We start from the raw sequence: 25,011 nt of genomic DNA, 5'->3' as shown, positions 1-25,011 counted from the left end.
CGCGACCCGTCGAAACGGGCCGCGCCCCTCGGTGCGCCTCGCTAGTCCCAGTCGTCGTCGAACTCGCCGCGGACGCCGTCCGTCCGGCGCTGCCCGCGGACCTTCTCGGCCTGGACCGACCCGTCCTGGGCGGGGCCGCCGCGCCGCGACGCCTCGTCCCGCTCCGCCTGCCGCGCCTGGTCGGGTTCGTTCGTCCCGTCCGGGGACCGGTCCTTGATACCCATGCTGTTCACTCCGTGCGGGGTGTCGGTGGTCGGGCATCGACCACACTCGCACGGGCGGACGAAGGCCGCATTTCGATCAGTTGCGCGGGGTCCCCGCCGTCCGTTCCTGCTCGTCGGCGGCTCCGCCGGCGCCGACCAGTCCACGGGGGACACCGGCCAGCCGCGGCTCGAAGCGCCGCATCTCCCGCTGCCCGCCGGCCGCTATGACCGCCGGCAGGTAGCCCCGTACGCCCTGCATGCCCCGCAGCCACCACTGCGCGTACACGTGCGGCGAGCGCCGCTCGATGCCGGCCACGATCCGGTCGACGGCCGGGCCCAGCGGGTACGTGCGGTTCGCCGGCCACGGCAGCCGCCCGCGCAACTCCCGCATGACCTCGTCCCGGTCGGCGCCGCGCACCATGTCGGTGTCGGTCCAGGAGAGGTAACCGACGCCCACCTTGACGCCCTTGTAGCCGACCTCGGCGCGCAGGCAGTGCGCGAACGCCTCGACCCCCGACTTGGAGGCGCAGTACGCCGTCATCATCGGCGCCGGGGTGATCGCCGCGAGGGAGGCGATCTGGAGGAAGTAGCCGCGGCTCTCCGTCAGTACGGGCAGGAACGCGCGGGCGGTCACAGCCCCGCCGATCAGGTTGACCTCGATCACCCGGCGCCAGGCGTCCGGGTCGGAGTCGACGAACGGCCCTCCGGCGGCCACGCCCGCGTTGGCGACGACGACGTCCACCTTGCCGAAGCGCTGCTTGACCTCCTGGGCGACCCGGGCCATGGCCTCGTGGTCGGTGACGTCGGCGTGCCAGTGGGCGCTGTCGGTGTGCAGCCGTTCGGAGACCTCCTTGAGGGCCTCCGGCTCCAGCCCGACCAGGGCGACCTTCGCCCCCCGCGCGGAGAGCTTCCGGGCCAGCAGCTCACCGACCCCGCGGGCGGCGCCGGTGACGACGGCGACCTGGCCTTCCAGACTCCTGCGAGCGCTCACGGCGTCTTCTCCTTCGGGGTGGTGTCGAGCGGGGTGGTGTCGAGCGGGGCGGTGACGGGTCGGCGGGCGGCCGGGAGGCGGGCGGTCAGTTCGCGGATCACGCGGGTGACGGCTTCCGGCGCCTCGATCGGGGTCATGTGGCCCGCGCCGGGCAGCTCGGTGAGACCGGCGCAGTCGGGCAGCGCGGCAGCGAGGGCGCGTGCGTGCGACATCGGGGTCAGGCGGTCGGCCGTGCCGCCGATGACGGCGGTGGGCACGGTCAGCGCGGCCAGATTCGCCTCCAGGTCCAGCCCGGCGAGCACCTGCGACCAGGCGTGCCGGACGGCGGTGGGGCAGCCGTGGACGATGCGGGCACATGCCTCGATCTGGTCGGCCGTGGCACGGGGACCCATGGTGGCGTACCTCAGGACCCGCTTGCCCAGGGGCGTGACGGGCCCGAGGGGAGCGCGGGATCCGAGGATCGCGCCGGTGATACGGGTCCGCGCACGCCCGGCGCGGACCGGCAGGACCAGCGCCTCCGCGACCAGCCGTGCGCTGCCGGTGCTGCACAGCAGGGCGGCCGCGACGTGCTCGGTGAACCCGGCCCGCCCGGCGGCGGCCATGATCGTCATGCCGCCCATGGAGTGGCCCGCGACGACCGCCCGTTCACCGGGGGCGACGGTGGCCTCCAGGACGGCGACGAGGTCGTCGGCGAGCGCGCCGGTGGTGTACCACCGTCCGGCGGGGGTGCGGCCGTGCCCGCGCTGGTCGTAGGCGATGACCCGGTGGTCCTCGGCCAGGTCCCGTACCTGGGCGGCCCAGAACGCGGTGGAGCAGGTCCAGCCGTGGGACAGCACCACGGGCGGGGCGTCCTCGTCGCCGTGGACCTCGACGTGCAGCCGGGCCCCGTCGGCGGAGACGGCGACCAGGTCGCGCCGGGCCGCCGGGGGCGCGTACCGGCCGGAGGTGACGTACGCGGGGCGCCTCATGCCGCGCCCTCCTCGACGGTGGCGGGCGCGGTGGCCGGCGGCGCCGCGGGCGCGGGAACGGCAGCCTCGGCGGCGACGCGCTCCCGCTCCCGCTCCCGGTGCCGCACGCGTACGACCTCGTACTCCGCGAGGTCGACCGAGCGCGTCTCACGCCGGAACTCGCCCGTGGTGCCCGGCCAGACCGTCGTGTTGCGGCCGTTGGCGTCCAGGTACCAACTGGTGCAGCCGCCGGTGTTCCACACGGTGCGCTTCATCCGCTCCTGGACGTGCCGGTTCCAGGCGCCCACCGCCGAGGGCCGGGCGGCGAGGGCGGCCCGGCCCCCGAGCACGTCCAACTGGCGCAGGTAGTCCGCCATGTAGTTGAGCTGCGACTCGATCATCAGGATCATCGAGCTGTTGCCGAGCCCGGTGTTGGGCCCGATGATCGTCATCCAGTTGGGGAAGCCGGCCGCCGTCGCCCCGCGCAGGGCGTGCATGCCGTCCTTCCACGCGTCCGCGAGCGTCTCGCCGCCCGCGCCCACCACCCGGTCGGCGATCGGCATGTCCGTGACGTGGAAGCCGGTGCCGAAAACGATCGCGTCGACCTCGGTCTCGGTCCCGTCCGCCGCGACCAGCGTGCTCCCGCGGATCTCCGTCAGCCCGGAGGCGACCAGGTCCACGTTCGGCCGGGCGAGCGCCGGGTAGTAGTCGCTGGAGAGCAGGATGCGCTTGCAGCCGATCCGGTACGAGGGGGTCAGCTTGGCCCGCAGCTCCGGGTCCTTGATCGAGCGCGCCATGTTGGCCTTCGCCAGGGACTCGATCAGCCCAAGCTGGTTGGGCCGCTTGGTGAAGGCGCTGACCTGGAGTTCGCGGATGCCCCACAGCAGCCCGCGCCGTGCGGCGCGGGTGAAGGGCAGTTGCCGGTGCAGCCAGCGCTCGGCGGTGGAGATCGCCCGGTCCGTGCGCGGCATCACCCACGGCGGGGTGCGCTGGAACAGCGTGAGGCGCTCCACGTCGGGGGCGATGGCGGGGACGATCTGGATGGCCGAGGCGCCGGTGCCGACCATCGCGACGCGCTTGCCGCGCAGGTCGTAGTCGTGGTCCCAGCGGGCGGAGTGGAAGACCTTGCCGGGGAACTCGGCCAGCCCCGGGATCTCCGGCATCTTCGGATCGGACAGCGGCCCGGTCGCCGACACCACCACGTCGGCGGTCAGGTCACCGGCGGAGGTCTCGACCTCCCAGCGCAACCCGTCGGCGTCCCAGCGCATCATCCGCACCTCGGAGTTCAGCCGGATGTGCGGGCGCAGCCCGAAGGTGTCGGCGACGTGTTCCAGGTACGCGCGGATCGCCGGCTGCCCGGAGAAGGTCCGGGGCCAGTCCGGGTTCGGCGCGAAGGAGAAGGAGTACAGGTGCGAGGGAACGTCGCACGCGCACCCGGGATAGCTGTTGTCGCGCCACGTCCCGCCGACGGAGTCGGCCCGTTCCAGTACGACGAAGTCGGTGATCCCCTCGCGCCGCAACCTTACCGCCGCGCCCAACCCGCCGAACCCGGAGCCGATCACCGCCACCCGCACGTGTTCGCGCCCGTCCATGCCGCCCATGCCCGCCCGCCTTCCGCTTCCACTGTCCCAGCCGCACCGTCAAAAAACACTGCCAGCAATCACTGGCACAATCGGGAGGGTAGAGCAGCCCCGTACCCATGGGTAGGGGTCGCGGCGGGAAAATTACCCCGGGTACGCCCTACGCTGCGCATGTGGCGGAAGAAAAGACACGCGAATACCGTACGGAGGAGCTGGCCGAGGCGGCCGGCATCCCGGTGCGCACCCTGCGCTTCTACCGTGAGCGCAAGCTCCTGCCGCCACCCCGCCGCGATGGCCGGATCGCCTGGTACGACGAGCACCACCTCGCCCGGCTGCGCACCATCGCCGCCCTCTTGGAGCGCGGCCACACCCTCGGCGGGATCGCCGAGCTGACGGCCGCCTTCGAGAACGGCCGCGACGTCGGCCAGCTCGGCGAACTGCTCGGCATCGGCTGGTCCGAGGAGACCCCCGTACGCCTGACACCGGAGGCGCTGGCCGACTACTTCGAGGGGGAGGTCACCCCCGAGAACCTGGCGGCCGCCCTGGACCTCGGCTACCTCGCCGTCGACGGCGACGAGATCGTGCACGTCAGCCGCCGCCTGCTGGAGGTCTCCTCGGCGTTGGTCCGCGAGGGCGTCCCGCTGGCGGCGGTGTTGGAGACGGGGCGCCGGGTGCGCGAGCACGCCGACGCCCTGGCGGCCCTCTTCACGGAGCTGATCTCCGCGCACCTGGCGGACGAGGACGCGCTGCCCCGGCTGCGCCCGCTCGCGAAGAGCGTGGTCGAGGCAGAGCTCACCATGGCGATGGACCGCCTGCCGGCCTCCGGGGGTCAGGAGCCCGACGCGTAGACGACCGTCACCGGGGCGTGGTCGGACCACCGCTCGGGGTGCGTCTCGGCCCGCTCCACCCACGCCTTCACGGCACGCTCCGCGAGCCCGGGAGTGGCGACCTGGAGGTCGATGCGCCACCCGGCGTCGTTGTCGAAGGCCCGGCCGCGATAGGACCACCAGGAGTAGGGCCCGTCGGTGTCCGGGTGCAGCACCCGCACCACGTCGACGTAGCCGGCTTCGCGGTACACCTTGCCGAGCCACTCCCGCTCCTCGGGCAGGAACCCGGCGTTCTTGCGGTTGGTCTTCCAGTTCTTGAGGTCGGCTTCCTGGTGGCAGATGTTCCAGTCACCGCAGACCACCACCTCGCGGCCCTCGGCGGCGGCCCGCACCTTCAGCTCGGCGAGGTGGTCCAGGAACTCCTTCATGAACCGGTACTTCTCGTCCTGCTTCGCGGTCCCGGCCTCCCCGGACGGCAGGTACAGGCTCGCCACGGTCACCCCGGGCAGGTCCACCTCGACGTACCGGCCGGAGCCGTCGAACTCGGCGCTCCCGAAGCCGATCCGCACCCGCTCGGGCGCCCGGCGCGTGTAGAGCGCGACCCCGGCCCGCCCCTTGACGGCGGCCGGCGCGAACACGGTGTGCCAACCCTCGGGCTCGCGTGCCTCCACCGGAATCTGCGCCTCCTCGGCCCGTACCTCCTGGAGGCACACGACGTCGGCGTCGGATCCGGCGAGCCACTCGACGAAGCCCTTCTTCGCTGCGGCGCGGATCCCATTCACATTCACGGTGGTCACGGTGAGCATCCCCGCACGATAGCGGGAGCGTTCCGTACGATGTTCCGATGTCTCACGGGATAACCCTCCGCGCCGTGCCGTACGACCACCCGGACGCGGTCAAGCTCAACGACCAGGTCCAGCTCGAATACCAGGCCCGCTACGAGGGCGAGGGCGACGCCACCGTCCTCGACCCGGCGATGTTCGCCTCGCCGAACGGCCTGTACCTCGTGGCGTACGACACATCCGACGCCCCGGTCGCGAGCGGCGGCTGGCGCGCCCGGGACGCGAGCCCGGAGGGCTACCTCGACGGCGACGCGGAACTCAAGCGCATGTACGTCGTCCCGGAGGCCCGCGGCCTGGGCCTGGCCCGCCGCATCCTCGCCCTCCTCGAAGCCGACGCCCGCACGGCCGGCCGCCGCCGCATGGTCCTCGAAACCGGCGACCAACAGCCGGAGGCGATAGCCCTGTACGGCTCCTCGGGCTACGCGAACTGCCCCAAGTTCGGCTACTACCGCGCCTACGAGTCCAGCATCTGCATGTCCAAGCCGCTGACCCGCTGCGCGAACCCGGACGAATAGGTGGCCCCGGGACAAAGTCACGCGCACCACCTGACACAGGGCGTCCGCCTCACCCTCGTCGCCGCCCCGGGTGGCCCTGGACACGCTCTCCATCGGTATCGACGCCCGACGGATCTACGCGGGACAGGGCGGCGGCCGGGTGGGAAAGCAGAAGATCCCGCCCGGTCTTGCGACCGGACGGGATCTCATGACGTTCTCGGGAGCTACCCGGGAACTGTCGTTTGTGGACCTGTGGGGATTTGAACCCCAGACCCCCTCGATGCGAACGAGGTGCGCTACCAGACTGCGCCACAGGCCCTTGCGACGTGTGAAACATTAGCATCCCCGCGCGGGTGCTCCAAAACCGGTTTTCGGGAGCGTCCGCGCAGGTCACCGATCACTCGTTCGCGGCGCGCGGGCGGGACTCGCCCTCGTACTGGTCGAACAGCGGGGTGCGGCCGCGGGGGCGCGGGGTGGACGGGGCCGGGCCGGCCGGGAGCTTCGGTTCCGCCGCGGTCTTCGGGGGGCCCGGCTGGGCGCGCAGGCGGGGTTCCGTCGGCTCGGCGGTGCTGGAGCGGGTCGCGCTCCAGGCGTCGGGGGCCGCCGGACCGGTGGCTCGGGGGGCGACCGGGGCCGTCACGTAGGTCGGCAGCGGGACCGGGACCGGCTCCCAGCTGTCACCCCGCGCCGGACCCCGCTCGCGCTCGCGCTGCTGGTCCACCCACTCGGCGTGGTCGGTCTGCTCCACCACCGCGCGCCGCCCCGCTTCCTGCGGGGACACCGGGGGCGCGGGGTCCGGTTCGGCGCCGGCCTCCGCCTCCGACTCCCGGCGGCGCGAGTGGTGTTCGCGCAGCCGCCGGGCGGCCGCCTCCGCGCGCCGGCGGTCCATGGTGAACTCGTAGCGACGCCGCTCCTGGACCCGCAGGTGCACGATGTACGCGCTGAGCAGCAGCGCGGGAACGGCGGGCACCCACAGCAAGCGCAGGCCGCCGACCGCGGCGACCACCGCCCCCAGGGTAAAGATCAGGAAGAGCAGCGCGGTGGTGCGCCTGCGGCGGGCGAGGACCTGGAGGCGCTGCTCGCGCCGGGCCCGCTCCGCCCGCTCCGCCCGCTGCGCGCCGGCCGACCTGGGTTCCGCCCTGGTCGGGGGCACGACGAAAGCCCGGGCGTCGGCGTCCACGGAATTCACCGTTTCCGTCGCCGCGTCCGGGTCCGCGTGGGGCTGGACTTCCACCTCTTCGGCACCGCGCTCACGCAGTCCCTTGGCGTAACGGCGCTCCATTCCCGCCCGGCCGGAAAGCAGCCGGATGGCAGTGGAGAAGCGTTCCGTCGGACGGGCCTCGTTCAGCTCGTCCTGCCTCCGGAGCCACATGGGCACCAAGTAGGCGGCCCAGGCCCCGACAATGACTGCGTAGATGAGGCCGCTGCTGCTCACACCCCACACCGTAGAGGGACGCGGCTGCGGGTATCGGCCAATTGAGCCGGCGTGTCGCGCGATCTCGCTGATATCACGGACTTTTTTTGTGATTCTTCGGATCAGGTTATGGGCGAATCGGCCAAGAATTCGAACGTCTTTGCGATTTTGCTATTTCGGGAGACCATGGCTGCCCTGGCTGCCCTGGCTGCCCTGGGTGCCCGGGTTCCCCTGGGAACGGCGCCAGCGGCGCAACAGCCCCTCCGGCACCTCCTCTGCCGTGAGCGCGAACACGAGGTGGTCCCGCCAGGCCCCGTCGATGTGGAGGTAGCGCGGCCGCAGCCCCTCCTCGCGGAACCCGAGCTTCTCCACCACCCGGCGGCTCGGGCCGTTCTCCGGCCGGATGCACACCTCGATCCGGTGCAGCCCGACCTTCGCGAAGCAGTGGTCCACCGCGAGCGCGACGGCCGTCGGCATCACCCCGCGGCCCGCGACGTCCCGGTCCACCCAATAGCCCACGTGTCCGGCGCACATCGACCCCCAGGTGATCCCGGCGACCGTCAACTGGCCGACCAAGCGCCCCTGGTACTCGATGACGAACGGCAGCATCCGCCCCGCGTTCGCCTCCGCCCGCAGGTGCCGCACCATCTGACGGTACGTCGGCCGGTGGATTACCGGCCCCCACGGCGCGGGCGGCGGGATCGTGGCCTCCCACGGCCGAAGCCAGTCGCGGTTACGACGGTTGACCTCGCGCCACGCCCGCTGGTCGCGCAGCTTTATCGGACGGAGGGTGACATCGCCGTCCGTCAGCACCACGGGCCAGGACGGGCCGTTCAGCTCGCGCTCCCGGCTGGTCTGGGGTGATCGCCGCCCCGGACCTGGTCGACGGCGTGCAGCAGGATGCGCTCCAGCACCGCGAGTCCGTCGCGCACACCACCCGTCGAACCGGGCAGGTTCACGATCAGGGTGCGGCCCGCCACGCCCGCGAGGCCCCGCGACAGGGCGGCCGTCGCCACCTTCGCCAGGCCCTCGGCGCGAATGGCCTGCGGAATGCCGGGGATCTCGTAGTCCAGTACCCGCGCGGTGGCCTCGGGGGTGCGGTCGGTCGGCGAGAGGCCGGTGCCGCCGGTGGTCAGGATGACGTCGTACCCGGCGGCCACGCCCTCGCGCAGCGCCTCCTCGACGGGATCTCCGTCCGGTACCACGCGCGGCCCGTCCACGGCGAACCCGAGCCGGCCGAGCCCGTCGGCGAGCAGCGGGCCGCCCTTGTCGGCGTAGACGCCCGCCGAGGCCCGGTTCGAGGCGGTGACCACCAGCGCGCGCAGGTCACGTACGGGCTCGCCGGCGCCCGGCTCGGCCGCCCACGCCTCGCCCGGCACCGGCGGGACGTGGCTGTGGCTGTGGCTGTGGCTGTGGCTGTGGCTGTGGCTGAACGCCTCGCCGCCGCGCGGGGCGTTCACGCCCGGCTCCAGTCGCCGGACTTGCCGCCGGTCTTCTCCTCCACCCGGACGTCCGTGATGACGGCGCCCTTGTCGACGGCCTTGACCATGTCGATGACGGTGAGCCCGGCGACGGCGACCGCGGTCAGCGCCTCCATCTCCACGCCGGTGCGGTCGGTCGTCTTGACGGTGGCCAGGATCTCCACGGCGTCGTCGGCGATCGACAGGTCGACCTTCACGCCGGAGACGGCCAGCGGGTGGCAGAGCGGGATCAGGTCGGGGGTCTTCTTCGCCCCCATGATCCCGGCGATCCGCGCGGTGGCGAGGGCGTCGCCCTTCGGTACGCCCTCGCCCCGCAGCAGCTCGATCACCCGGGGGGAGACGAGGACGCGCCCACTGGCGCGGGCGGTCCGGGTGGTGACGTCCTTCGCCGAGACGTCGACCATCCGGGCCGCCCCGGCCTCGTCGATGTGCGTCAGCCTGCTGTGCTGAGGGGGTCGGGGGGGCTCCCCCCGGGAAAACGCTGCCATAGGTTCGTGCCGCTCCCGCTCCGGGCCCCGCAAGGGCCTGTGTGGTGCAACACGCTACCCGCACCCGGCGGTCCTCAGCCGAGCAGGACCACTTCGAGCTCGGCCCCCGGCTCCACCGTGGTGACGTCCTCCGGTACGACGATCAGCGAGTCGGCGTGCGCCAGGGCCGCGATCAGGTGGGACCCCGTACCGCCGACCGGGCTGACCGTCCCGGTCTCCGCGTCGTACGCGCCGCGCAGGAACTGGCGGCGCCCGGTCGGGGAGCCGATCGCCCGGTCCGTCTTGAGCACCGCCCGTACGGCCGGACGGCTGACGTCGGGCAGGCCCATCAGCGCCCGGATCGCGGGACGCACGAACAGCTCGAAGGAGACGTAGGACGACACCGGGTTGCCGGGCAGCGCCAGCAGCGGGGTGTGGTCGGGGCCGATGGTGCCGAAGCCCTGCGGCTTGCCCGGCTGCATGGCCAGCTTGCGGAAGTCGATCCCGCCGCCTTCCACGTCGTCGGAGCCGGTGGAGACCGCCGTCAGCGCCTCCTTGACGACGTCGTACGCCCCGACGCTGACACCGCCCGTGGTGACGAGCAGGTCGGCCCGGACGAGCTGGTCCTCGATGGTGGCGCGCAGCGTGTCCGCGTCGTCGGCGACGGCGCCGACCCGGTAGGCGATGGCCCCGGCGTCCCGCGCGGCCGCCGCGAGGGCGAAGCTGTTGGAGTCGTAGATGGCCCCGGCGGTGAGCGGCTCCCCCGGCTGGACGAGTTCGCTGCCGGTGGACAGGACGACCACCCGGGGCCGCGGCCGGACCCGGACGCTGCCCCGCCCGATGGCGGCCAGCAGCGCGATCTGTGGCGGGCCGAGCACCGTGCCGGCGGCCAGCGCCAGGTCCCCGGCCTGTACGTCGCTGCCGCGCGAGCGGACGTGCGCCCGGACCTCGGCGGCGCGGTGCACCCGTACCTCACCGCCCGCGCCCTCGGGCGCCGCGCTGGCCGGGGTCATCCCCGAGGCCGCGCCGCCCCCCGTGCCGCCGTCGGTCCACTCGACCGGTACGACGGCCTCCGCGCCGGGCGGCAGCGGGGCGCCGGTCATGATGCGGGCGGCCTGACCGGGGCCGACGGTGGGCAGCTCACCGCTGCCCGCCGCGACGTCCCCGATCACCGTCAGCACCGCGGGGAACTCCTCGCTCGCCCCCTGGACGTCGGCCACCCGGACGGCGTAACCGTCCATGGAGCTGTTGTCGAAGGGCGGCAGGGCGACGGGCACGGTGACGTCCTCGACCAGGACACAGCCCTGGGCGTCGAGCAGCTGGAGTTCGATGGGCTCCAGCGGCCGGACGGCGGCGAGGACGTCCGCGAGGTGCTCGTCCACCGACCACAGACGGTGCGGGCCGGTGTCCTGCGGTGCGTCGGGGTTGCTCAAGGTGCTACATCTCCTCCGTGACGTAACGGTGAAGCCAGGTACGGAACTCGGGGCCGAGGTCCTCCCGCTCGCAGGCGAGTCGGACGATGGCCCGCAGGTAGTCACCGCGGTCCCCGGTGTCGTAGCGGCGGCCCCGGAAGACCACGCCGTGCACCGGGCCGCCCACGCTCTCGTCGGCGGCAAGCTTCTGCAGGGCGTCGGTCAGTTGGATCTCGTTGCCGCGGCCCGGCTCGGTCTCCCGCAGTATGCCGAAGATCGCGGGGTTGAGGACGTAGCGTCCGATGACCGCGTAGTTGCTGGGGGCGTCCGCCGGCTCCGGCTTCTCGACGAGTCCGGTGATCCGCACGACGTCGGCCTCGTCGGTCGGCTCGACGGCGGCGCAGCCGTAGAGGTGCACGTTCGCCGGGTCGACCTCCATCAGGGCGATGACGGTGCCGCCGGTGCGGCCGTGGACGTCGACCATCTGGCGCAGCAGAGGGTCGCGGGGGTCGATCAGGTCGTCGCCGAGCAGGACCGCGAAGGGCTCGTCGCCGACGTGCGGCTCGGCGCACAGCACGGCGTGGCCGAGACCGCGCGGGTCGCCCTGGCGGACGTAGTGCATGGTGGCCAGATCGCTGGATTCCTGGACCTTCTTGAGCCGGTCGTCGTCGCCCTTGGCGATGAGGGCGGACTCCAGCTCGTAGTTGCGGTCGAAGTGGTCTTCGAGGGCGCGCTTGTTACGTCCTGTGATCATGAGTACGTCGTCGAGTCCCGCCGAGACGGCCTCTTCGACCACGTATTGGATGGCGGGCTTGTCCACGACCGGAAGCATTTCCTTCGGGGTTGCCTTGGTCGCCGGAAGGAAGCGAGTACCGAGGCCCGCGGCCGGGATGACGGCCTTCTTGATCACGGGGTGCAACTGATTCATGCGCAGAACGATAGTGGGTTACGCGGAAACGCCAGGTCAGATTCCGGGGAGAAGCTCCCGGTCTGCGCCTATTCGGAAGGAAATCTGATTCAGCTGTGGTAGGCAACCGGTCGGACCCGTCCGACGAGAGGCCGGCCCGCGTGGCCGAGAAGGCGGCCTTGCGCCGCGAGCTGCTCGCCGCCCGCCGGGCCCGATCCCCCGAGTCGCGCCGTACGGCGGCCCGCGCGCTGGCCCGCTCGGCCCTCGCACTGTCCGAACTGGCCGGAGCGGCAACGGTGGCGGCGTACGTCTCCGTCGGCACGGAACCCGGCACCCGCGACCTGCTGGACGCGCTGCGGACCGGCGGGAAGCGGGTGCTGCTGCCGCGGCTGCTGCCCGACAACGACCTCGACTGGGCCGAGTACGAGGGCCCCGGCCGTCTCACCGAGATCGCGCACGTCGGGAAGATGGCGCTGCTGGAGCCCTCCGGACCGGCCCTCGGCCCGGACGCGGTGACGTGGGCGGACGCCGTGCTGCTGCCGGGTCTCGCGGTCGACGCGCGCGGGATGCGGCTCGGCCGCGGCGGGGGCTCGTACGACAGGGTGCTGGAGCGACTGGAACGCGCCGGGGCGCGCCCCGCCCTGGTGGTGCTCCTCTACGACGAAGAGGTGGTCGCGCGGGTCCCGGAGGAACCGCACGACCACCCCGTCCGGGCGGTGGCCACCCCGTCGGGGGTGATCCGCTTTTGAGCGCCCGCCGCTACGGCACTACGGCACTACGGCTTGAGCGTCAGGGTGTCGACCGTGGCCTTGTCCACGGCCTCCTTCCCGAACGGCCAGTCCAGCAGCTCGCCCTTGGCCCACAGCGTGGTCTGGTCCGTGTAGTGGGCGTTGTACGCGTGCCCCGAGGCACCCGTCAGGTTGATCCAGCGGGACTTGTCGAGGTCGTTGAGGTTGACGACCATCCGCATCGACGGCACCCAGGTGACCCCGTAGCCGCTGGAGGCGTTCCAGCCGGTGGCGTTGACGGTGGCCTCGCCGCCGCCCAGGTTCCACGGACCGCGGTTCAGCAGCCACTGCATGAAACCGGGGCCCTCGGTGCCGATCGTCTGGTTCTTGAGCGTCAGCTGGTGCAGTCGGCCCCAGCTCCAGGTGGACTGGTCCTTGCCGAGCTTGGCGGTCAGCTCCCAGCGGGCGTCCTTCATGGCCCGCGCGAACAGCTCGTCGCGGGTCGTGGTCGCCTTCTCCCGCACGGTGCCCGGCGACGTCCACCACGGCGACTTCTCGTCCTTGACCAGCCGGCGGACCACCTCGAACCAGCGGTCGCCGCCGTCCGGCTGCGCCGAGTCGGCGCCGCGGGTACCGCATTCGCGGACGACGGCGGCGAGGTCGTCGGCGGGCCCGTTGCCGCTGTCCTGGACGTTCATGCAGCTGTTCGTGACGCGCAGCTCCTTCGGCATCTTGTCGCCGAACGCCCGCTTGAGGATGTTGCGCCACACCGCGTTGAAGTAGGCGGCCGCCGCCGAGTCGGGCTCCTGGGTGTAGTTCCAGTCCTCCAGCAGCTTCTGCGCCGAGCGCACGTCCGGGTCGGAGACCGGGATCTTGGCCAGCATCGGCGTCAGCAGCGCGGCGATCTCGCTGCTGTTGTCCATCTGCATGGTGCGCATGTCATCGGTGGAGATCTTGCCGTTGTCCTTGGTCTTCGCCTCGATGAGGTCGTTGATCCGCTGGCTCCGGGCGCCGTAACCCCAGTCGGTGGTCAGCACGTACGGGTACTTGCCCGCGGCGGTGCCGCTCTCGGTCACGGCCTGGTTGGCCGTCACGATGTAGCCGCGCGCGGGGTTGGAGTCGTACGGCATCTCGTCCTGCGGGACGTAGCCGGTCGCGCCGTCCTTGCCGCCCTTCCAGGCGTACTTCGGGTCCCAGCCGGGCGCCGGCATGCGACCGTCGCCGGCGCCGCGGATCGGGATGCGGCCCGGGGCCTGGTAGCCGATGTTGCCGTTGAGGCCCTTGTTGTCGGCGTAGATCAGGTTCTGCGACGGCACCTCGAAGTCGCGCGCGGCGGCGCGGAAGGCGGCGAAGTCCTTGGCGCGGTCGAGTTTGAAGACCGCCTCCATCGACTTGCCCGGGTCCAGCGCCGTCCAGCGCAGGGCCACGCCGTAGCCGTCGCCGCGGTCGGGTGCGGAGCCGGAGACGGGGGCGCGGGAACCGACGGTGGCGAGTTCGTCGCTGCGGTCGGAGATCAGCGGGCCGTTGTTGGTGGTGCGGACCGTGATGTGCTTGCTCTTGCCGCCCGCGACCTTGATCTCCTCCTCACGGGTCGTGAAGGGGACCACCTTGTTGTCGTAGACGTAGCCGTCGGGCTTGATCTGCTCCAGGTAGAGGTCGGTGACGTCGGCGCCGAGGTTGGTCATGCCCCAGGCGATGTCGGCGTTGTGGCCGATGACCACGCCCGGCATGCCGGAGAACGTGAAGCCGGCGACGTCGTACTGGCACCGGGGCGAGGCGGCACGGCAGTGCAGGCCCATCTGGTACCAGACGGAGGGCAGCTGCGGCGAGAGGTGCGGGTCGTTCGCGAGCAGCGGCTTGCCGGTTGTCGTGTACTTGCCCGCGACGACCCAGGAGTTGGAGCCGATACCGCTGCCGTTGGGGCCGAGGATGGCGGGGATCTCGTCCAGGGTCTTGGCGAGGGAGGACAGCCGGGTGCGCAGGCCGACGCTCGCGCCCTGGGCGGAGGCGTTGTCGGCGAGGCCGGTGGTGATGCCGCCGTTCGGGGTGGCCTGCGAGCCGGTGGTCGTACCCGTGCCCGTGCCCGTACCCCCCGTCGAGCCCGTACCCGTGCCGGTGCCGGTGGAGCCCGTGCCCGTGGAGCCCGCGGACGCCGTGCCCTGGGGCGTGTACTTGCCGCCTGCGACGGAGCCGCCCTCGACGATCGGCTTGTTCCGGTCGAAGGGGTAGGGCGGGTAGAGGTCGTCGATCTGCTGCGGCGTGAGCTTGCCGGCCATCAGCGAACGGTCGATCTCGTCCTGCATGTTGCCGCGCAGGTCCCAGGCCATCGCCTTGAGCCAGGCCACCGAGTCCACCGGCGTCCACGGCTCCGGCGTGTAGTCGCCGGTCAGCTTGAGGGCCGCGTGCTCCACGGAGAGGTCCTTGCCGGACTTCCCCTTGAGGTAGGCGTTGACCCCGTCGGCGTACGCCTGGAGGTACTTCTTCGTCTCCGGTGAGAGCTTGGTGTCGTACTCGGCCTGCGCGACCTGGCGCCAGCCCAGCGTGCGCAGGAAGGCATCGGTCTCGACCTGGCCGGAGCCGAACATCTCGGAGAGCCGCCCGGAGGTCATGTGGCGGCGGACGTCCATCTCCCAGAAGCGGTCCTGCGCGTGGACGAAGCCCTGGGCGCGGAAGAGGTCCTCGTCGTTGTCGGCGTAGAGCTGCGGGATCCCGTGCTCGTCGCGTTTGACGTCGACGGTCCCGGTCAGGCCGGGCAGCTTGAGGGAGCCGGTGGTCTGGGGATGGGAGGCACGGACGCCGTCGACGCTCCAGTACGCCCCGTAGCCGAGTCCCGCCAAGAGCGCCAGGACCATGACGAGCACGATCAGACGTGCGCGTCGTCCCTTCTTCTTGACGGAAGGGCCGGATGAGTTGGCGGGCATCGCTGTCCTTAGAGGGGCAGGGTGGTCCTGGGATTGCTGGAAGCAACCATAGGCGCAGGACCACCCCCGGTGATCCGCCAGGGGTAGCCGTCCTGAGGACAGGGGCGGAGCGGCGTTTCACAATGTGGTTGTCGAGTAAAGACTCCGTCAAAGATTAGGTAAGGTAACGAAAGTGCTTGTCGCGCGTGCCTACGGAGGAACGATCCGTCAGGGGCACATGAGGGAAAGGGCCGCCCGCTGACTGTCCACCTGCTCAATGAGCTCCTGCTGGTCTGCTCGCTCGTGCTGCTCGTCGCGGTAGCGGCGGTACGCGTCTCCTCGCGCAGCGGTCTTCCCAGCCTGCTCATCTACCTCGGCATAGGCATAGCGATAGGCCAGGACGGCATAGGCAATGTCGTGTTCGACAACGCCGAGCTGACCCAGGTCATCGGCTACGCCGCGCTCGTCGTGATCCTCGCCGAGGGTGGTCTGGGCACCAAGTGGAAAGAGATCAAGCCGGCCCTGCCGGCGGCGAGCGTCCTGTCCCTCGTCGGGGTCGCGGTCAGCGTGGGGGTAACGGCGGCGGGGGCGCACTACCTGGTCGGGCTGGAGTGGCGCCAGGCCCTGCTCATCGGCGCGGTCGTCTCCTCGACCGACGCGGCGGCCGTCTTCTCGGTCCTGCGCAAGGTGCCGCTCCCCTCCCGTGTGACGGGTGTGCTGGAAGCGGAGTCCGGCTTCAACGACGCCCCGGTGGTCATCCTGGTGGTGTCCTTCGCGACCGTCGGGCCGGTGGACGAGTGGTACGTCCTGATCGGCAAGATCGCGCTGGAGCTGGCCATCGGCATCGCCATCGGCCTGACGGTGGGCTTCCTCGGCGCGTACGGCCTGCGGCACGTGGCGCTGCCCGCCTCCGGCCTCTACCCGATCGCGGTGATGGCCATCGCCATCACGGCGTACGCGGCCGGCGCGATGGCGCACGGCTCCGGCTTCCTCGCGGTGTACCTGGCCGCGATGGTCCTCGGCAACGCGAAGCTGCCGCACTGGCCCGCCACCAGGGGGTTCGCGGACGGGCTCGGCTGGATCGCCCAGATCGGCATGTTCGTCCTGCTCGGCCTGCTGGTGACCCCGCACGAGCTGGCGGGCGACTTCTGGCCGGCGGTGATCATCGGACTGGTGCTGACGATGGTGGCGCGGCCCCTGGAGGTCTTCGTCAGCCTGCTGCCGTTCCGCATCCCCTGGCAGGAGCAGGCCCTGATGTCGTGGGCGGGCCTGCGCGGCGCGGTGCCCATCATCTTGGCCACGATCCCGATGGTGACCGGGATCGAGGGCAGCGACCGGGTCTTCAACATCGTCTTCGTGCTCGTCGTCGTCTACACGCTGGTCCAGGGGCCGACCCTGCCGTGGCTGGCGCGCAAGCTCGAACTCGGCGACACCGACGAGGCCGCGGCGGACCTGGGCATCGAGTCCGCTCCGTTGGAGAAGCTGCGCGGGCACCTGCTGTCGTTCGCCATACCGTCGGCCTCGCGGATGCACGGGGTGGAGGTCGGCGAGCTGCGGCTGCCGGCCGGGGCGTCGGTGACGTTGGTGGTCCGGGACGCGAAGAGCTTCGTACCGGCGCCCTCCACGGTGCTGCGCCGGGGGGACGAGCTGCTGGTGGTGGCCACGGACCAGGTGCGGGACGCGGCGGAGGCACGGCTGCGGGCGGTCGCTCGCGGCGGCAAGCTCGCCGGATGGCTGGGGACGGGCCCCGACGGGGCGTGAACGGCGGCCGGAAGGGGCCGGGACCGACTGGAACGGAGCGTTAGAGCGACGTTCTAAATCTGTGATTTCGCGGTTTGGTGAGGGATTCTGCCCTGCTTTGGGGGTACATGGAATGCGAACTTCCAGTTAATCGCAGGTAAAGACATGCCTTGTCGCCGGAATCACAGGGCGTCGAAGGCGGTCTGCCTGTACGATTAAGGCACACCACATCGAACCAACTCTGCCTGACGCAGAGCTGGCGCGACCGCAAAGCGGCCGTGGCTCCCTCCCGCAGTGGGCGCCCAGGTATCACTCGGTTCTGCGCAAGAGGACAGCTCTCGGGGCTCCCACATGTACGGGTGCGACTCGCCCACAAGGCGATGCACCGTCCGCAGACGGGGAGTTCTACCAGGCAGCGGAAAGGCAAGGCCGTGACATCCGCGGTCACGACCGACACGTCCGCCCGCCCCGGCTACGGGCAGCTCCTGCGCACGCCCGGCGCCCTCGGCTTCCTGCTCCCGGGATTCGCCGCCCGCCTGCCCTTCGGAATGCTGACCATCAGCATCCTGCTGCTCGTCCAGCACACCACCGGCTCCTACGCCAACGCCGGCATCGTCGCCGCCGTCACCGGCATCTCCATGGCGCTGTGCGCCCCCGTGATGGGCAACCTCACCGACAAGCACGGCCAGAGCGCCGTCCTGCTGCCGGTCGTCCTCGTCCACGCCACCGCCGTGAGCGCCCTGGCCGCGCTCGCCCTGCTCGGCGCGCCCGTCCTGGCCCTCGCGGCCGCCGCGATCCCCGCCGGCGCCTCGGTGCCGCAGGTCGGCCCGATGGTCCGGGCGCGCTGGGCCGCCACGCTCGGTGGGAACGCCGCCCAGGCCGAGGGCTCGCGGGGAAGCTCGCCGCTGCTGGCGACCGCCGCCGCGTTCGAGTCCGTCACCGACGAGTTCACCTTCGTCGTCGGCCCGGTCCTCGCGACCGCGCTGTGCACCGGCCTGCACCCCTCGGCCGGCCTCATCACCGAGGCCGCCCTGTCGCTGATCGGCGGCCTGCTGTTCGCCGCCCAGCGCGCCGGCCAGCCCAAGGCGCACGCGCAGACCGCCACCGGCACCAAGCGCGCCGCGGCCCTGTCCTTCCCCGGTCTGCGCGTCCTGATCGTCGCCTTCCTCGGGATCGGCGCCGTCTTCGGCGGCATGCAGGTCTCGATGGCCGCCTTCTCCAACGAGATGGGCAACCCGGGTGCGAACGGCCTGCTGTACGGAGTCTTCGCGGCGGGCAACATGATCGCCGGCATCGTCTGCGGCGCCGTCGCCTGGAAGATCGGTCCACGCCGCCGGCTGCTGCTCGGCTACATCGGGCTGACCGCCACCGCGTCGCTGCTGTGGACCGCCGACTCGATGGTCCTGCTGGCCGGGCTCGGACTGCTCGTCGGCCTGTGCATCGCCCCGGCCCTGATCACCGGCTACACGATGATCGAGTCGCTGATCCCGGCGAACGCCCGCACCGAGGCGTTCACCTGGCTGACCGGCGCGGTCGCCTTCGGGCAGGCCATCGCCGTGATCGCGGCCGGCCGTCTGACGGACGCGCATGGGTCCGCGTACGGGTTCCTCGTGCCGGCCGCCGCCACGGCGCTGGCGCTGGTCACGCTGCTCTCGCTGCGGGCCAAGCTCGCGCCGAAGGCGGCGAGCCGGATCGTCGGCTCGTCGGGCGCCCAGGAGAACCGGGAGGCCCGCGAGAGCCACGAGAACCGGGTGCAGCAGCGGGACCTCAGCACCGTCTGAGGGTGGTATCGGTCACCGCGCGGCCGAGATCGGTGGACTGTTCCGCCGGAATACGTCACCATGGACCGTCGTTAGCACTCATTGAGTGAGAGTGCCAGGAGGAAATTCGTGCCGACCTACCAGTACCAGTGCACCGAGTGCGGTGAGGGCCTTGAGGCCGTGCAGAAGTTCACCGATGACGCACTGACCGTGTGCCCGAACTGCGACGGACGCCTGAAGAAGGTGTTCTCCGCGGTCGGCATCGTCTTCAAGGGCTCCGGTTTCTACCGGAACGACAGCCGTGGTGCGTCGTCGAGCAGCACGCCGGCAACGAAGCCCGCCGCGTCGTCCACCGCCGCCCCGGCCGCTGCCCCGGCCTCCTCGTCGTCGTCGACTTCGAGCGCGAGCACGAGCACGAGCAGCAGTTCCAGCTCGGCCGCCTGACGCCGTCCGCTTTCCGTAGGCCCCGCCGCCCTCCTGGGCGGCGGGGCCTTACGCGTGCCCGGCTAATGTGACCGTATGGCGAACGCAGAGATCGGTGTCATCGGCGGCTCGGGCTTCTACTCCTTCCTGGAGGACGTCTCCGAAATCCAGGTGGAGACCCCTTACGGGCCCCCGAGCGACTCCCTATACCTGGGCGAGCTGGCCGGCCGGTCAGTGGCGTTCCTGCCGCGGCACGAACGCAGCCACACGGTGCCGCCACACAAGATCAACTACCGGGCCAACCTGTGGGCTCTCCGCTCGGTCGGCGTGCGTCAAGTGCTCGGTCCCTGCGCGGTGGGGGGCCTGCGGGCCGAGTACGGTCCGGGCACGCTGCTGGTGCCGGACCAGCTGGTGGACCGTACGAAGTCCCGCGTGCAGACCTTCTTCGACGGGGAGCCGCTGCCCGACGGGTCGGTGCCCAACGTCGTGCACACGACGTTCGCCGACCCGTACTGCCCGGTGGGCCGGGCGGCGGCGATGGGCGCGGCACGCGGCAGGGGTTGGGAGCCGGTGGACGGCGGCACGATGGTCGTGGTGGAGGGCCCCCGGTTCTCGACGCGCGCCGAGTCGCTCTTCCACGCGGCCATGGGCTGGTCGGTGGTCGGTATGACGGGGCACCCGGAGGCCGTCCTCGCGCGGGAGCTCGGGCTCTGCTACACCTCGATGGCCCTGGTCACGGACCTGGACGCGGGCGCCGAGACGGGCGAGGGCGTCTCCCACACGGAGGTGCTGAAGGTGTTCGGCGAGAACGTCGGGCGGCTGCGGGAGGTCCTGTTCGACGCGGTCGCGGCCCTTCCGGGGACGGAGTCCCGGGACTGCCTGTGCACGCACGCGCACGACGGCTGGGACCTGGGCATCGAGCTGCCGTAGCGAGGCGCCCTCACCCCTGGGGGTGAGGGGGTTTTCCACAACCTGGGGACCGTCCACAGGCACGAGCGGGATACGCCGCCGGGGCGGATCGTGAGGGGTGTCCGGACGCCGGGTCCGGACACCGAACTCACAGCCAGGCGGTGTTCAGCATGTCCGGGTACCTCTCCGCGGCCCCTTCGTCCCTGTCTTCCCCTTCCACGTCCGCGCCCGCGCGGCCCGTGCCGCCCTTCCCGCCGCTGCGGGTGGGGCGGGGCGGGGACCGCCTCAGGCGCGCCCTGCGTCGCCGTCGGCGGGCCGGGGCGGCCGGGCTGGCCGTGGTGGCGGCCGCGCTGGCGGTGGGCGGAACGGAGGCGCGGGCCTCGCGGGGCGCCGGGCCGCCGGAGGCGAAACCGCCGCCGGCGGTGGTGCGGATGGTGTCGGCGCCCGTGCGCATCGCCGACGGGGCCACTGTGCGGCTGCTGCGGCCGGGTGACCGCGTGGATGTGGTGGCGGCGGAGCGGGCGGGGCCGCCCCGGGTGGTGGCGGTCGGGGCTCGGGTCGCCGGGGTGCCGGAGCCGGAGAAGGCGTCGGGCGACGGCGGGGCCCTGGTGGTCCTGTCCGTGCCCCGGGAGACCGCGCGGACCCTCGTGGGCGCGGGCAGTGTGGCGCGGCTGGCGGTGACGTTGTGCTGAATCGGACAAGCGTGCGGTCGGGCCGCCACGGGGCGGGCATCGATTGGACACGCGGGGGCCCGACTGCCGTAGTTTTCGGAACCGTCGGCTCCGTGTTCCGTAGATGCGAGATGAGGCTCAGTCGTGAGCAAGAAGAACGAGAGCGTCCTGGCGGGCTTCAAAGCCTTCCTGATGCGCGGCAACGTGGTCGACCTGGCGGTGGCCGTGGTCATCGGCGCCGCGTTCACCAACATCGTGAACTCCGTGGTGAAGGGGATCATCAGTCCGGTGGTCGGCGCGGTCGGCACGCAGAGCCTGGAGGGCTACTCGTCCTGCCTGAAGGCACCGTGTGGCGTCGACGCGAAGGGGGAGCCGACCGGCGTCAACATCATGTGGGGTTCGGTGCTGAACGCCACGCTGACCTTCCTGATCACCGCGGCGGTGGTCTACTTCCTGATGGTGCTGCCGATGGCCAAGTACCTGGCCCGGATGGAGGACCGGCGCAAGGCGCGGGAAGGCGTGCAGGAAACCATGGAGATCACCGAGCTGGAGGTCCTCAAGGAGATCCGCGACAACCTGGTCGCCCAGCGCACCGGCTCCGGTCCGGCCGGTGGCCACGGCCGGCAAGTCCAGGCGCAGGGGCACGGCCAGGCGCCGGGCTACGGCCAGGGGCACGACGGCTCGATCTGAGCCCGCGCGGTCAGACGTGGTGCGGGGGCTTCTCGTCGAGGAAACGGGCCAGGTCGGCGGCGCTCCCGCCGGCGGGGGCCCGCTCGCCCCAGCCGCGGTCCGTGTCGTCCGAGGACTGCTGGTCCAACGGGTCACCGAAGTCGAGCTTCGGCTTGGGCTTCGGCGCGGGCCTTGCCGCCGGGTCCGGTGCGGGGGTGGCCCCGGGACCGGTCGGGGAACCCGACGGGTCCGCGGGGTCCCGGCGGTCGGAGGAGGGGGTGGCGCTCATTCCTCCAGGGTACGGCGGCCCCCGCCGGCGCCGTCGGTCAGCTGGGGGCTTCCGTGCCCATGCGGGCGTAGAACCACCGGCGCACGCCAAACAGGAGGCGTGGAAGGGCCCTGAGGGCGTCGTGGATACGCCGTCGGGGTGAGGCGTACGGGGCCGCGGGGAGGGCCCGTTTTCGCCGCCGGGTCCGCGCGCCTCGGCTCTCGGCCGCCGTACGGCTGCTGTCCTGAGCGCCATGATCTACGTACAGATGACCGCCCGGCGGCCGGACGAGGCGCACCGGACCGCCACGCCGCTGGAGCTGTTCTTCGACCTCTGCTTCGTCGTCGCCGTCGCGCAGGCCGGTGCCCGGCTGGTCCACGCACTCGTCGAGGGCCACGTCGGCGCCGGCATCACCGGCTACCTCTTCGTCTTCTTCGGGGTCTTCTGGGCCTGGATCAACTTCTCCTGGTTCGCCTCCGCCTACGACTGCGACGACATCCCGTACCGGCTGGCGACCCTCGTCCAGATCTCCGGTGTGCTGATCTACGCGGCCGGGGTGCCGCGCGCCTTCGACCGCCAGGACTGGACCGTCGCGATCCTCGGGTACGTCGTGATGCGCGTCGCACTGACCGCGCAGTGGCTGCGCGCCGCCGCCGGTGAGAGCGGCGCGGGCCGCCGCTCGGCGCTGCTCTACGCCGCCGGTCTGGTGGTGTGCCAGGCGGGGTGGATCGCCCTGCTCGCGGCCCCCGCCGGAGCGCGGCGCTGGCTGTTCCTGGTACTGGTCCTGGCCGAGATCTCCGTCCCGGTGATCGCGGAGAGGAACCACCAGACGTCCTGGCACCCACACCACATCGTGGAGCGGTACGGCCTGTTCACGCTGATCGTCCTCGGCGAGACGGTCTCCGCCAGCACCGTCGCCGTGCAGTCCGCCCTCGACGAGCACGAGGCGCTGGGCGTGCTGCTGCCGATCGCGGCGGGCGGCCTGCTGATCGTGTTCGCCGCCTGGTGGATCTACTTCGCGGTTCCCGCGCACGAACGGCTGTCCACCAACCGGGAGGCGATCCCGTGGGGGTACGGGCACTACGTGATCCTCGGATCGGCGGCGGCCATCGGCGCGGGGATGGAAGTGGCCGTCGAGCACGCGGTGGGCACGGCGCACATCTCGCAGTTGGCGGCCGACCTGGCGGTCACCGTGCCCACCGCCGTCTACCTGGCGGCCGTCTGGTTGCTGCACGCCCGCCACTTCAAGCGCACCACCGCCCAACAACTGCTGCTGCCGCTCTCCGCCCTGGCGATCCTCGCCTGCGCCTGGACCGGGGAGTACGCGGTGCTGTGGGCCGGGCTGCTGATGGCGGCCTCGGTGGCGGTGGGCGTGACCTTGACCGAGCGGACGCGTTCTGGTGCGTGAGTACAGACGGCCGGGGGCGGTACGGCGACTGCGCCGACGACGAGAAAGTAGGTGCGGGCCATGACAGTCCCGGCACAGCGGTACGCGGACCGGCCAGGGCAGGAGCTGGCCGATCCGGCCTTCTGGCAGCTGCCCCCCGGGGAGCGGCTGGCCGCCTTCGCCCGGCTGCGGGCGCTCGACGCCCCGGTGTTCGTGCCCGAGGGCCGCGGGCGCGGCCACTGGGCCCTCGTACGGCACGCGGACGTACAGGAGGCGAGCCGACTTCCGAAGGTGTTCGCCAGCGCGCCCGGCGTCACGACTCCCGAACCGGCCCGCTGGGTGCGGGCGCTGTTCGGCGACTCCATGGTGAACCTGGACGGGCCGGACCACGCGCAGTTGCGCAAGATCGTGCAGCGCGCCTTCACGCCCCGGCTGCTGGCGGCGGCCGAGGCCGACATCCACGCGGTGGCTGCCGGGATCGTGGACGACGTACTGGCGCATCGGCCCGACGAGTTCGTCTCGGCGGTGGCTTCGCGGCTGCCGCTGGAGGTCATCTGCAACATGATGGGCATCCCGGAGCGCTACCGGGCGGAGATCGCCGACCGGGTCAACCACGCCTCCGAGAACATCGGGGTCGAGCGCGGCCTGGCGGCGCGGTTGCGGATGCCCGGTCGGGGACTGCGGGCGCTGGCCCGGATGCAGCGGATGGTCGCGGGCATCGGGCGCGAGCGGCGCAGGAACCCGCAGGACGACCTGATCTCCGCGCTGGTCCGGGCGAACGTGGACGGTCAGGCGCTCGGCGCCCGCCAGTTGGGCGCGTTCTTCTCGCTGCTGATGGTGGCGGGGGTGGAGACCACCCGCAACGCGATCACCCACGGTCTGACGCTGTTGACCGACTTTCCCGACCAACGTGACCTGCTGCTCGGCGACTTCGAGACGTACGCCGACGGGGCGGTGGACGAGATGATCCGCCACTCGACGCCGATCATCCAGTTCCGCCGGACGGTGACCGCCGAACACGAACTGGGCGGCCACGCGTTCCAACCGGGCGACAAGGTCGTGCTGTACTACGCCTCCGCCAACCGCGACGAGGCGGTCTTCCCCGACCCGGACGCCTTCGACATCACCCGCTCGCCCAACCCGCACCTGGGGTTCGGGGGCGGTGGCCCGCACTTCTGCCTGGGCGCGCACCTGGCGCGGGTGGAGATGAAGGCGCTGTTCCGGGAACTGCTGACGCGGCCGGTGGGGCTGCGGGCGGTGGGCCTGCCCGACCTGGCGGGCTCCAACTTCGACAACCGGGTCCGCTCGCTCCGGTTCGCCTTCGACCGCCCCTGACAGGGCGACGACAAGGCGGCGGCAAAGTGGCGGGCGGTCCCCGGGCGGGGGGCCGGCCACCGGGCAGGCTGGGGGCCCGGCGGCCGGGGAGGGGGCGCGCCGCTACTGGCGCAGGCTCTGCACCGTGATGACGCAGTGGGCGCTGCCGGTGAGCACCGCCTCGTCGCCCGCGAACGCCTGGAGGACCTCCGGGCTGACCGGCCGGCCGGGGACGGCCTCGGGCCAGGCGGTGGTGGCGAAGAGGAAGTACGCCTGCCCGCTCTCGTTCGCCGCGGCCACCCACTCGTCGGGGGCGGTGCAGGTGGCGTTCAGGCCGGGCAGTGTCAGCGCGACCTGGTTGCCCGCCAGCAGGATCTGCACCGCGAAGGTGGAGGGGTTGCGGGTGCCGTCCATGACCACGTCGCCGATGGGCAGCCCGATCTCCTCCAGCAGTCCGCGGGCCGCCGCCTCACCGGCCTCCTTGCCCTTCGGGCCGTCGCCGAGGGTGTAGGCGAGGAGGTACGGGATGTCGTGGCCTTCGGAGGGGTCGCCGATCCAGGCGAGCACCGAGAGGGTGCCGAGGTCGGACCGGTCGATTTCGGCTTGGGTTGAAGTCATGCGCCGCACCTTAGTGCTCTCTCCCGCGACCCTTTCACGGCCTTTCACCCGGGCGGGCT

At 72.0% G+C, this 25,011-nt stretch carries 25 protein-coding genes and 1 tRNA gene; 11 read left to right on the top strand and 15 right to left on the bottom strand.

What is annotated here, in order from left to right:
* Positions 1-41 precede the first annotated feature (41 nt).
* The 4 genes from ABZ934_RS16670 to ABZ934_RS16655 form a co-directional block, all read right to left on the bottom strand.
* Positions 42-224: a hypothetical protein gene (locus tag ABZ934_RS16670; protein ID WP_361313170.1), complete on the bottom strand. Its 183-nt coding sequence runs from the start codon at positions 222-224 to the stop codon at positions 42-44.
* 76 nt (positions 225-300) lie between these two features.
* On the bottom strand, positions 301-1,194 hold the full coding sequence (locus ABZ934_RS16665) for an SDR family oxidoreductase (protein WP_361313168.1): 894 nt from the start codon (positions 1,192-1,194) through the stop codon (positions 301-303).
* The gene (locus tag ABZ934_RS16660; RefSeq protein WP_361313166.1) at positions 1,191-2,162 is read right to left on the bottom strand and encodes an alpha/beta hydrolase; all 972 of its coding nucleotides are present in this window, start codon (positions 2,160-2,162) and stop codon (positions 1,191-1,193) included. Before ABZ934_RS16660 ends, ABZ934_RS16665 begins: the two co-directional genes overlap by 4 nt.
* Entirely contained in the window at positions 2,159-3,733 is a 1,575-nt protein-coding gene (locus ABZ934_RS16655) for an NAD(P)/FAD-dependent oxidoreductase (protein WP_361313349.1), read from the bottom strand. Before ABZ934_RS16655 ends, ABZ934_RS16660 begins: the two co-directional genes overlap by 4 nt.
* Positions 3,734-3,894: 161 nt before the next feature.
* On the opposite strand from ABZ934_RS16655, the gene ABZ934_RS16650 reads away from it, so the two are divergent.
* Positions 3,895-4,569, top strand: coding sequence for a MerR family transcriptional regulator (locus ABZ934_RS16650; protein WP_361313165.1), 675 nt, complete (start codon positions 3,895-3,897; stop codon positions 4,567-4,569).
* On the opposite strand, the gene ABZ934_RS16645 is transcribed toward ABZ934_RS16650, so the two are convergent.
* Positions 4,551-5,354 (bottom strand): exodeoxyribonuclease III, encoded by an 804-nt coding sequence (locus ABZ934_RS16645; RefSeq protein ID WP_361313163.1) that lies wholly within the window; start codon positions 5,352-5,354, stop codon positions 4,551-4,553. The two genes, ABZ934_RS16650 and ABZ934_RS16645, sit on opposite strands and share 19 nt — an antisense overlap.
* A gap of 38 nt (positions 5,355-5,392) precedes the next feature.
* Here ABZ934_RS16645 and ABZ934_RS16640 point away from each other — a divergent pair, with 38 nt between their 5' ends.
* On the top strand, positions 5,393-5,905 hold the full coding sequence (locus ABZ934_RS16640; protein WP_361313162.1) for a GNAT family N-acetyltransferase: 513 nt from the start codon (positions 5,393-5,395) through the stop codon (positions 5,903-5,905).
* A gap of 224 nt (positions 5,906-6,129) precedes the next feature.
* Here ABZ934_RS16640 and ABZ934_RS16635 read toward each other — a convergent pair.
* The 7 genes from ABZ934_RS16635 to galU all read right to left on the bottom strand — a co-directional run bounded on the left by ABZ934_RS16635 (position 6,130) and on the right by galU (position 11,586).
* A tRNA-Ala gene (locus tag ABZ934_RS16635) sits at positions 6,130-6,203 on the bottom strand.
* 78 nt (positions 6,204-6,281) lie between these two features.
* Complete coding sequence (locus tag ABZ934_RS16630; RefSeq protein WP_361313160.1) at positions 6,282-7,319, bottom strand: hypothetical protein; 1,038 nt, start codon at positions 7,317-7,319, stop codon at positions 6,282-6,284.
* 150 nt (positions 7,320-7,469) lie between these two features.
* Complete coding sequence (locus ABZ934_RS16625) at positions 7,470-8,114, bottom strand: GNAT family protein (RefSeq protein WP_361313158.1); 645 nt, start codon at positions 8,112-8,114, stop codon at positions 7,470-7,472.
* Positions 8,115-8,131: 17 nt separating this feature from the next.
* The gene (locus ABZ934_RS16620) at positions 8,132-8,623 is read right to left on the bottom strand and encodes a MogA/MoaB family molybdenum cofactor biosynthesis protein (RefSeq protein WP_361313347.1); all 492 of its coding nucleotides are present in this window, start codon (positions 8,621-8,623) and stop codon (positions 8,132-8,134) included.
* A 131-nt stretch (positions 8,624-8,754) separates the two neighbouring features.
* A complete protein-coding gene (moaC, locus tag ABZ934_RS16615; protein ID WP_361313156.1) occupies positions 8,755-9,267 on the bottom strand; it encodes a cyclic pyranopterin monophosphate synthase MoaC in 513 nt (170 codons plus the stop codon).
* Positions 9,268-9,341: 74 nt separating this feature from the next.
* Complete coding sequence (gene glp / locus ABZ934_RS16610; RefSeq protein ID WP_361313155.1) at positions 9,342-10,679, bottom strand: gephyrin-like molybdotransferase Glp; 1,338 nt, start codon at positions 10,677-10,679, stop codon at positions 9,342-9,344.
* Positions 10,680-10,683: 4 nt separating this feature from the next.
* On the bottom strand, positions 10,684-11,586 hold the full coding sequence (gene galU, locus ABZ934_RS16605; protein WP_361313154.1) for a UTP--glucose-1-phosphate uridylyltransferase GalU: 903 nt from the start codon (positions 11,584-11,586) through the stop codon (positions 10,684-10,686).
* A gap of 140 nt (positions 11,587-11,726) precedes the next feature.
* Here galU and ABZ934_RS16600 point away from each other — a divergent pair, with 140 nt between their 5' ends.
* The gene (locus ABZ934_RS16600; protein ID WP_361313153.1) at positions 11,727-12,314 is read left to right on the top strand and encodes a 5-formyltetrahydrofolate cyclo-ligase; all 588 of its coding nucleotides are present in this window, start codon (positions 11,727-11,729) and stop codon (positions 12,312-12,314) included.
* 26 nt (positions 12,315-12,340) lie between these two features.
* Here the strand turns inward: ABZ934_RS16600 and ABZ934_RS16595 are convergent, their stop codons facing one another.
* The gene (locus tag ABZ934_RS16595; RefSeq protein WP_361313152.1) at positions 12,341-15,214 is read right to left on the bottom strand and encodes a penicillin acylase family protein; all 2,874 of its coding nucleotides are present in this window, start codon (positions 15,212-15,214) and stop codon (positions 12,341-12,343) included.
* Positions 15,215-15,463: 249 nt separating this feature from the next.
* On the opposite strand from ABZ934_RS16595, the gene ABZ934_RS16590 reads away from it, so the two are divergent.
* From ABZ934_RS16590 to mscL, 6 genes are all read left to right on the top strand, one after another.
* On the top strand, positions 15,464-16,954 hold the full coding sequence (locus ABZ934_RS16590; RefSeq protein ID WP_361313344.1) for a potassium/proton antiporter: 1,491 nt from the start codon (positions 15,464-15,466) through the stop codon (positions 16,952-16,954).
* A 410-nt stretch (positions 16,955-17,364) separates the two neighbouring features.
* Positions 17,365-18,714, top strand: a complete 1,350-nt coding sequence (locus ABZ934_RS16585) for an MFS transporter (protein ID WP_361313151.1) — start codon at positions 17,365-17,367, stop codon at positions 18,712-18,714.
* A 108-nt stretch (positions 18,715-18,822) separates the two neighbouring features.
* Complete coding sequence (locus tag ABZ934_RS16580; RefSeq protein WP_361313150.1) at positions 18,823-19,137, top strand: FmdB family zinc ribbon protein; 315 nt, start codon at positions 18,823-18,825, stop codon at positions 19,135-19,137.
* Between the two features lie 75 nt (positions 19,138-19,212).
* Entirely contained in the window at positions 19,213-20,046 is an 834-nt protein-coding gene (locus ABZ934_RS16575; protein ID WP_361313148.1) for an S-methyl-5'-thioadenosine phosphorylase, read from the top strand.
* A gap of 149 nt (positions 20,047-20,195) precedes the next feature.
* A complete protein-coding gene (locus tag ABZ934_RS16570; protein WP_361313146.1) occupies positions 20,196-20,717 on the top strand; it encodes a hypothetical protein in 522 nt (173 codons plus the stop codon).
* A 123-nt stretch (positions 20,718-20,840) separates the two neighbouring features.
* Positions 20,841-21,386, top strand: coding sequence for a large conductance mechanosensitive channel protein MscL (mscL, locus tag ABZ934_RS16565; RefSeq protein WP_361313144.1), 546 nt, complete (start codon positions 20,841-20,843; stop codon positions 21,384-21,386).
* A gap of 10 nt (positions 21,387-21,396) precedes the next feature.
* On the opposite strand, the gene ABZ934_RS16560 is transcribed toward mscL, so the two are convergent.
* The gene (locus ABZ934_RS16560) at positions 21,397-21,654 is read right to left on the bottom strand and encodes a hypothetical protein (RefSeq protein WP_361313142.1); all 258 of its coding nucleotides are present in this window, start codon (positions 21,652-21,654) and stop codon (positions 21,397-21,399) included.
* Between the two features lie 232 nt (positions 21,655-21,886).
* On the opposite strand from ABZ934_RS16560, the gene ABZ934_RS16555 reads away from it, so the two are divergent.
* Both ABZ934_RS16555 and ABZ934_RS16550 read left to right on the top strand, forming a co-directional pair.
* Positions 21,887-23,041, top strand: coding sequence for a low temperature requirement protein A (locus ABZ934_RS16555; protein ID WP_361313140.1), 1,155 nt, complete (start codon positions 21,887-21,889; stop codon positions 23,039-23,041).
* Between the two features lie 60 nt (positions 23,042-23,101).
* Positions 23,102-24,355, top strand: coding sequence for a cytochrome P450 (locus ABZ934_RS16550; protein ID WP_361313139.1), 1,254 nt, complete (start codon positions 23,102-23,104; stop codon positions 24,353-24,355).
* Between the two features lie 102 nt (positions 24,356-24,457).
* On the opposite strand, the gene ABZ934_RS16545 is transcribed toward ABZ934_RS16550, so the two are convergent.
* Positions 24,458-24,952, bottom strand: coding sequence for a DUF5949 family protein (locus ABZ934_RS16545; RefSeq protein ID WP_361313137.1), 495 nt, complete (start codon positions 24,950-24,952; stop codon positions 24,458-24,460).
* Positions 24,953-25,011: the final 59 nt, after the last annotated feature.

This window comes from Streptomyces sp. NPDC046557 (assembly GCF_040645975.1).
Lineage (GTDB): Bacteria > Actinomycetota > Actinomycetes > Streptomycetales > Streptomycetaceae > Streptomyces.
Note: the sequence above shows the minus strand (reverse complement) of the source record. Positions and strands in the feature narration are given on the sequence as shown.

Coding starts and splice junctions, on each gene's coding strand:
- ABZ934_RS16555 (WP_361313140.1), top strand. CDS start 21,887: ATGATCTACGTACAGATGACCGCCCGGCGGCCGGACGAGGCGCACCGG.
- ABZ934_RS16570 (WP_361313146.1), top strand. CDS start 20,196: ATGTCCGGGTACCTCTCCGCGGCCCCTTCGTCCCTGTCTTCCCCTTCC.
- ABZ934_RS16640 (WP_361313162.1), top strand. CDS start 5,393: ATGTCTCACGGGATAACCCTCCGCGCCGTGCCGTACGACCACCCGGAC.
- ABZ934_RS16655 (WP_361313349.1), bottom strand. CDS start 3,733: ATGGACGGGCGCGAACACGTGCGGGTGGCGGTGATCGGCTCCGGGTTC.
- ABZ934_RS16660 (WP_361313166.1), bottom strand. CDS start 2,162: ATGAGGCGCCCCGCGTACGTCACCTCCGGCCGGTACGCGCCCCCGGCG.
- galU (WP_361313154.1), bottom strand. CDS start 11,586: ATGAATCAGTTGCACCCCGTGATCAAGAAGGCCGTCATCCCGGCCGCG.
- ABZ934_RS16645 (WP_361313163.1), bottom strand. CDS start 5,354: ATGCTCACCGTGACCACCGTGAATGTGAATGGGATCCGCGCCGCAGCG.
- ABZ934_RS16575 (WP_361313148.1), top strand. CDS start 19,213: ATGGCGAACGCAGAGATCGGTGTCATCGGCGGCTCGGGCTTCTACTCC.
- ABZ934_RS16545 (WP_361313137.1), bottom strand. CDS start 24,952: ATGACTTCAACCCAAGCCGAAATCGACCGGTCCGACCTCGGCACCCTC.
- ABZ934_RS16560 (WP_361313142.1), bottom strand. CDS start 21,654: ATGAGCGCCACCCCCTCCTCCGACCGCCGGGACCCCGCGGACCCGTCG.
- moaC (WP_361313156.1), bottom strand. CDS start 9,267: ATGGCAGCGTTTTCCCGGGGGGAGCCCCCCCGACCCCCTCAGCACAGC.
- ABZ934_RS16670 (WP_361313170.1), bottom strand. CDS start 224: ATGGGTATCAAGGACCGGTCCCCGGACGGGACGAACGAACCCGACCAG.
- ABZ934_RS16550 (WP_361313139.1), top strand. CDS start 23,102: ATGACAGTCCCGGCACAGCGGTACGCGGACCGGCCAGGGCAGGAGCTG.
- ABZ934_RS16595 (WP_361313152.1), bottom strand. CDS start 15,214: ATGCCCGCCAACTCATCCGGCCCTTCCGTCAAGAAGAAGGGACGACGC.